Annotated in this window: 5 protein-coding genes and 1 pseudogene; 5 read left to right on the top strand and 1 reads right to left on the bottom strand. The window is 58.0% G+C overall.

All coding sequences use genetic code 11. The features are described 5' to 3' along the window. Window positions 1-105 precede the first annotated feature (105 nt). From B3187_RS14580 to queF, 4 genes and pseudogenes are all read left to right on the top strand, one after another. A pseudogene (locus B3187_RS14580) lies at window positions 106-297 on the top strand (ABC transporter ATP-binding protein); the annotation flags it as partial. 15 nt (window positions 298-312) lie between these two features. Then, a complete protein-coding gene (locus tag B3187_RS14575; RefSeq protein ID WP_414673710.1) occupies window positions 313-1,374 on the top strand; it encodes an ABC transporter ATP-binding protein in 1,062 nt (353 codons plus the stop codon). Then, window positions 1,364-2,137 (top strand): ABC transporter permease, encoded by a 774-nt coding sequence (locus B3187_RS14570; protein WP_024460643.1) that lies wholly within the window; start codon window positions 1,364-1,366, stop codon window positions 2,135-2,137. The genes B3187_RS14575 and B3187_RS14570 overlap by 11 nt, the downstream gene beginning before the upstream one ends. A 20-nt stretch (window positions 2,138-2,157) precedes the next feature. Next, entirely contained in the window at window positions 2,158-2,988 is an 831-nt protein-coding gene (gene queF / locus B3187_RS14565; protein ID WP_286807202.1) for an NADPH-dependent 7-cyano-7-deazaguanine reductase QueF, read from the top strand. A 41-nt stretch (window positions 2,989-3,029) separates the two neighbouring features. Here queF and B3187_RS14560 read toward each other — a convergent pair whose 3' ends face one another. Then, a complete protein-coding gene (locus B3187_RS14560; RefSeq protein WP_024460641.1) occupies window positions 3,030-4,421 on the bottom strand; it encodes an adenylate/guanylate cyclase domain-containing protein in 1,392 nt (463 codons plus the stop codon). A gap of 261 nt (window positions 4,422-4,682) precedes the next feature. On the opposite strand from B3187_RS14560, the gene B3187_RS14555 reads away from it, so the two are divergent. Continuing rightward, on the top strand, window positions 4,683-5,246 hold the full coding sequence (locus B3187_RS14555) for a nitroreductase family protein (RefSeq protein ID WP_123637746.1): 564 nt from the start codon (window positions 4,683-4,685) through the stop codon (window positions 5,244-5,246). Window positions 5,247-5,358 lie beyond the last annotated feature (112 nt).

Genomic DNA, 5,358 nt, shown 5'->3' with positions numbered 1-5,358 from the left:
CTGGACGCCATCCTCTGGCTGGAAGACTGGCTGCGCAACTACCCCGGCACCCTGCTGCTGATCTCCCACGACCGCGACTTCCTGGATGCGGTAGTTGAGCACATCGTGCACTTTGAAAACCGTACACTGCACCTGTACCGCGGCGGTTTCAGCCAGTTCGAGCGCACCCGGGCAGAGCGCCTGGCACAGCAGCAGTCAGCCTTCGAGAAGCAGCAGGCCGAGCGCGAGCACATGCAGAGCTACATTGCCCGCTTTCGAGCCAAGGCCAGCAAGGCCAAGCAGGCACAAAGCCGCCTGAAGGCGCTTGAGCGGATGGAAGAACTGAGTCCGGCGCACATCGACCCGCCCTTCTCGTTCAGCTTCCGTGAGGCCAGTAACCAGTCAACCCCGCTGCTCGACCTGCATCAGGGCACCCTTGGCTACGATGGAACGGCGATTCTCGAGCAGGTCAAACTGCAGCTCGCACCGGGCGCGCGTATCGGCCTGCTGGGGCCCAACGGCGCCGGCAAGTCCACCACTATTGGGATTCTCTGTTCACTGGTCCGCAAGACCGGCGGCGAGGTGGAAATTTTTGGCCATAATATTGATACCCACTTCTCCCGGGCCAAAAAAGAAGTGGGCATCGTGCCCCAGGAATTCAATTTCAGCCAGTTTGAAAAAGTTCAGGATATCGTGCTGCAACAGGGCGGCTTTTACGGCCTGCCCCGGTCGGTCGCCATGGTGCAGACGGAAAAGTACCTGAAGAAACTCGGCCTGTGGGACAAGCGCAATACCCCCGCCCGCATGCTCTCCGGCGGCATGAAGCGCCGGTTGATGATTGCCCGGGCGCTGGTGCACGAGCCCAAGCTGCTGATTCTCGACGAGCCCACCGCCGGGGTGGATATCGAGCTGCGCCGTTCCATGTGGGAGTTCCTGCGGGAAATCAACGCTCAGGGCACCACCATCATCCTGACCACCCACTACTTGGAAGAGGCGGAAAGCCTGTGCCGCCATGTGGCCATTATCGATCAGGGCAAAATCGTCAAGAACACCACCATTCGCAGCCTGTTGAAAGAGCTCAACCGCGAGGTGTTCATTTTCGATTGCGCCAATTCGGTATGGGAAGCGCCACATATCGAGGGCTTCGAAACCCGGCTGCTGGATGAGCACAGCTTTGAGGTGGATCTGGAAAAAGGTCAGTCGTTGAACCGGGTGTTTGACGCGCTGACCGCCCAGGGGCTCGATATTGTCAGTATGCGCAACAAGGCCAACCGCCTGGAGGAACTCTTCGTCGCCATGACCGGCAATGGGGAGCCGGCGGAGTCCGTCACTGAAGAAACCGAAGAGAACACAGCCAGCGAACCAGCGACCGGAGGTGATCGTCGTGGAGTTTAAAGAACAATGGATCGCGTTTACCACCATTCTGCGTAAGGAAATCAAACGCTTCACCCGCATCTGGGTTCAGACCCTGTTGCCCCCGGCCATCACCATGGCACTGTACTTTGTGATTTTCGGCAAGCTGATTGGCAGCCGTATCGGTGAGATGGGTGGCTTCGACTACATCCAGTTTGTGGTGCCCGGACTGATCATGATGGCGGTGCTGACCAACTCTTACTCGAATGTCAGCTCGTCTTTTTTCAGTGCCAAGTTTCAGCGCAGTATTGAAGAGGTGCTGGTCTCGCCCACACCGAACTACGTCATTCTGTTGGGCTATGTGCTCGGTGGCGTGGCCCGTGGGTTGGCGATCGGGGTCATGGTGACCATCCTGTCACTGTTTTTTACCGACCTGCCGATCTACAGCTGGGTCATCACCGTGTCCATCGTGGTGCTCACGGCGGTGCTGTTCGCCCTGGCCGGTTTCATCAATGCGGTGTTCGCCAACACCTTTGATGATATCTCCATCGTGCCGACCTTTGTGCTGACGCCGCTGACCTATCTGGGCGGGGTCTTTTTCTCGATCGATCTGCTCTCGGACTTCTGGCAGGGCGTGGCCCAGCTGAACCCGATTCTGTATATGGTCAACGCCTTCCGCTATGGCATGTTGGGCGTGTCGGACGTCAATATTGGCGTGGCGTTCAGTGGCCTGGTGGTGTGCGTCATGGTGCTGTTTGCCATTGGCATGCACCTGCTTAAAACCGGCAAGCGTCTGCGCGCGTAACTTTTCAGGGTAGGGGCGTTATGAGTGAGCACACATCCAACAGTCATGGACCGCTCGGGCAGCAGACAGCCTACGCATCGAGTTATGACCCCGGGTTGTTGTTTCCCATCGCCCGGGCCGAGACTCGGGCGTCCCTGGGGTTGAGTGAGTCGGCGCTGCCGTTTTACGGCACCGACCTCTGGACCGGCTATGAAGTCTCCTGGCTGGATGAGCGCGGCAAGCCCATCGTCGCCATCGCGCAATTTCGATTGCCGTGCACCAGTCCGAACCTGATTGAGTCCAAATCATTCAAGCTGTATCTGAACTCCTACAATCAAAGCCGCTTTGTCGGACAGGAGCAGGTGCGGGCGCAGATGATCCAGGACTTGAGCGCGGCCGCCGGTGCAGACGTCAGCGTTCAGCTTGAGCCGGTGGCGGACGCTCAACTGCCGATTGCCGAGGCGGGCGGGGAGTGTATCGACGCGCTGCCGGTTACCATCGAGCACTACCACCCGGCGCCCGAGTTGCTTGCCACTGGGGAGGAGTTGGTTGAAGAGCGGCTGCACAGTCATCTGTTGAAGAGCAATTGCCCGGTAACCGGTCAACCGGATTGGGCCACGGTGGAAATTCATTATCGCGGATCAAAAATCGAACGAGAGGGTTTGCTGAAGTACGTGGTATCGTTTCGTGAACATCAGGACTTTCACGAGCACTGCGTTGAGCGGATGTTTGTCGATCTGCAAGCGCGCTGTCAGCCGGAGTTTCTGACGGTTTTCGCGCGCTACACGCGTCGCGGCGGGTTGGATATCAACCCCTGGCGCAGCTCAGCGCAGGGGTCGGCGCCCGATTTTGAGCGTCTGGTGCGACAGTAGGCTGGTGGTGCTCCGGCGGGACCGGGCCCGCCGGAGCAAGGTTATACGATGACTTTATCCTTGAGCTTTTCGGCGGCGGTCTGCAACGCCTTGATCACCTTGGCTTTCTCGTAATTGCGCACCTTCTCCAGATCCAGGTACATGGAGAAGCCTTCGGCGCGATCCTCAAAGAAACTCTGATTTTTACCCAGGTCCTTACGGAACCCGGCCACCTGGTACACCTTCACCGGCTGGCTGAACCCCTTCACCGTGATTTCGCCCTTGTCCTGACACATGACGGCGTCTTTGACCAGCGACCAGGTCTCGTGGGAAATCAGAATTTCATCGGGCTGGGCTGCGGACTCCAGGCGGCTGGCCAGGTTCACGTGAGTGCCCAGCACGGTGTAGTCCAGATGGCTTGAGGTACCGAAGGTACCCACCGTGCAATAGCCGGTGTTCATGCCCATCCGGATCTGCAGGGGCTTTTTGATGCCCTGGTTGTACCACTCCTGCTGCAGGGACTTCATGCGCTTTTTCATGGCGATGGCCATGGACACACAATTCATGCAGTCCTGTTTGACGCCCTTGCTGTTGCTATCACCAAACATGACCATAATGCCGTCACCCATAAACTTGTCGATGGTGCCGCCAAAGTGGGTGATGATTTTCGACATCTCGGTCAGGTAGTGATTGAGCAGCTCCGTAAGCGCCTCGGCTTCCATTTCTTCGGACAGTTGGCTGAAGTTCTTGATGTCCGAGAAGAACACGGTAATGCGCTTGCGCTCCGCCTGTAGCATATGATCCTTGCCCTGATTGATCGCCCGCCACACCGGAGGCGGCAGGTATCGGGACAGTTTATACGAGCGGATCTTGTGCCATTTCTGCTCATTCTCCAGTTTCATCTGGTTCATGATCAGGCGGCGCATTCTCTGATGCATATACAGGGCGTACACCAGAAAGTAGGTGATGATACCGATCAGGCTCGCCGCGCTGATTTCAATGCTGCTACTGAACACCCATTGCGGTTTGTGTACCAGGAAACTGAGCAGGATACCGACGGCAAAGGCCACGTTATCTTCACCCCAGCGCCTCAGTCCGCCGGTGAGAAGGGCGTTGAACTGGATCATGGTCAGAAACAGCGCCAGCGGCAGCAGGCTGAAGTTGGTCAGGCTGAGGACCAGCCCGATCAGCGCCGCATCGGCCCAGGACAAATAGCGGGTTACGCGGCTGAGTTTTTCGCGATCCAGCGTGTGGGTGAAGTGGTAGGTCAGGTAGGTGTACAGCAGCAGAAAAACAATGGTGCCAATATACACGGGCTGGATGGCCGACCATTCAATGTAGGACGCCAGGGTGCCGGCGGCGGCAAAGCAGATCAGTGATCGAAAATAGTATTGGTGAAGCGGCGATTCCGCTTGAGCCTCTTCGGGCTTTTTGTGCGCTGAGTTCTTAGTCATTGTTATCGGGAAACCTTGTATGCTGTCCTGCTCGACGCAATACGCTCGCTAAATAGCGTCTCTGGGGAGCGTGAGGGCGCCGGATGGTTTTCAATCGGCAAGGTCGGTCCTGGAGTCGCGTGTCACTCCCTGAGGGTCCTATTAGACGTTTTTTTACGCGAAAAGTCCACGAACAGCGGTTAACCGCGCCTAAATGGCGCTTAAATCAACCGATGAAGTCGTGTTATCATTCCCGCCCCATTGATTCGACCACAGGCTCCTATGCACGCACTAGACGTATTGCACCAACGGGTTTCCTCGCCCAAATTGACCGAACCGGCGCCCACCGATGTACAGCGCGACGCCATCTACCGCGCCGCCCTGCGCGCCGCCGATCACGGCCTGATGCAGCCCTGGCGCTTTCTGGTAATTGAAGATGAAGGGCTGGATCGACTGGGAGACCTGTTCGTGCAGGCGATGCTCAAGGACACGCCCGACACCCCGGAACCCGATCAACAATCCCTGCGCGCCAAACCACGCCGCGCGCCGTTGATTCTGGTCGCCATTGCCGCCTGCCGGCAGAACCCCAAGGTGCCGCACGTCGAGCAACTGATCTCGGCCGGCGCCGCCGTACAGAACATGCTCAATGCCGCCTTCGCCCAGGGGGTAGGGGCCTTCTGGCGGACCGGGGCCATGACCTACCATCCGGTGGTGAAAGAAGGGCTGGGTGTCGGCGAGCTGGAGCAGATCGTGGGCTTCCTCTACCTGGGAACCCCCGCCAAACCGCCCCAGCCTCCCAAGTCAGTGAATCCAGAGACATTTTTTCACCCCTGGCCGGGCCAATAGCGTTGCGTTTAGTACGCCACTTGTGTACATTACGCACCCTCTGAACGGCAGGTCGTTCAAAGAGTTTTACGGTGAGGTGGCCGAGTGGCTGAAGGCGCACGCCTGGAAAGTG

It is taken from the genome of Marinimicrobium sp. UBA4209, assembly GCF_002381585.1.
GTDB classification, from domain to species: Bacteria; Pseudomonadota; Gammaproteobacteria; order Pseudomonadales; family Cellvibrionaceae; genus Marinimicrobium; species Marinimicrobium koreense.
This window is presented reverse-complemented; position numbering and strand designations above follow the sequence as displayed.

Excerpts from the sequence above, each read along its gene's own strand:
- B3187_RS14555 (WP_123637746.1), top strand. The coding sequence starts at position 4,683 with ATGCACGCACTAGACGTATTGCACCAACGGGTTTCCTCGCCCAAATTG.
- B3187_RS14560 (WP_024460641.1), bottom strand. The coding sequence starts at position 4,421 with ATGACTAAGAACTCAGCGCACAAAAAGCCCGAAGAGGCTCAAGCGGAA.
- queF (WP_286807202.1), top strand. The coding sequence starts at position 2,158 with ATGAGTGAGCACACATCCAACAGTCATGGACCGCTCGGGCAGCAGACA.
- B3187_RS14575 (WP_414673710.1), top strand. The coding sequence starts at position 313 with ATGGAAGAACTGAGTCCGGCGCACATCGACCCGCCCTTCTCGTTCAGC.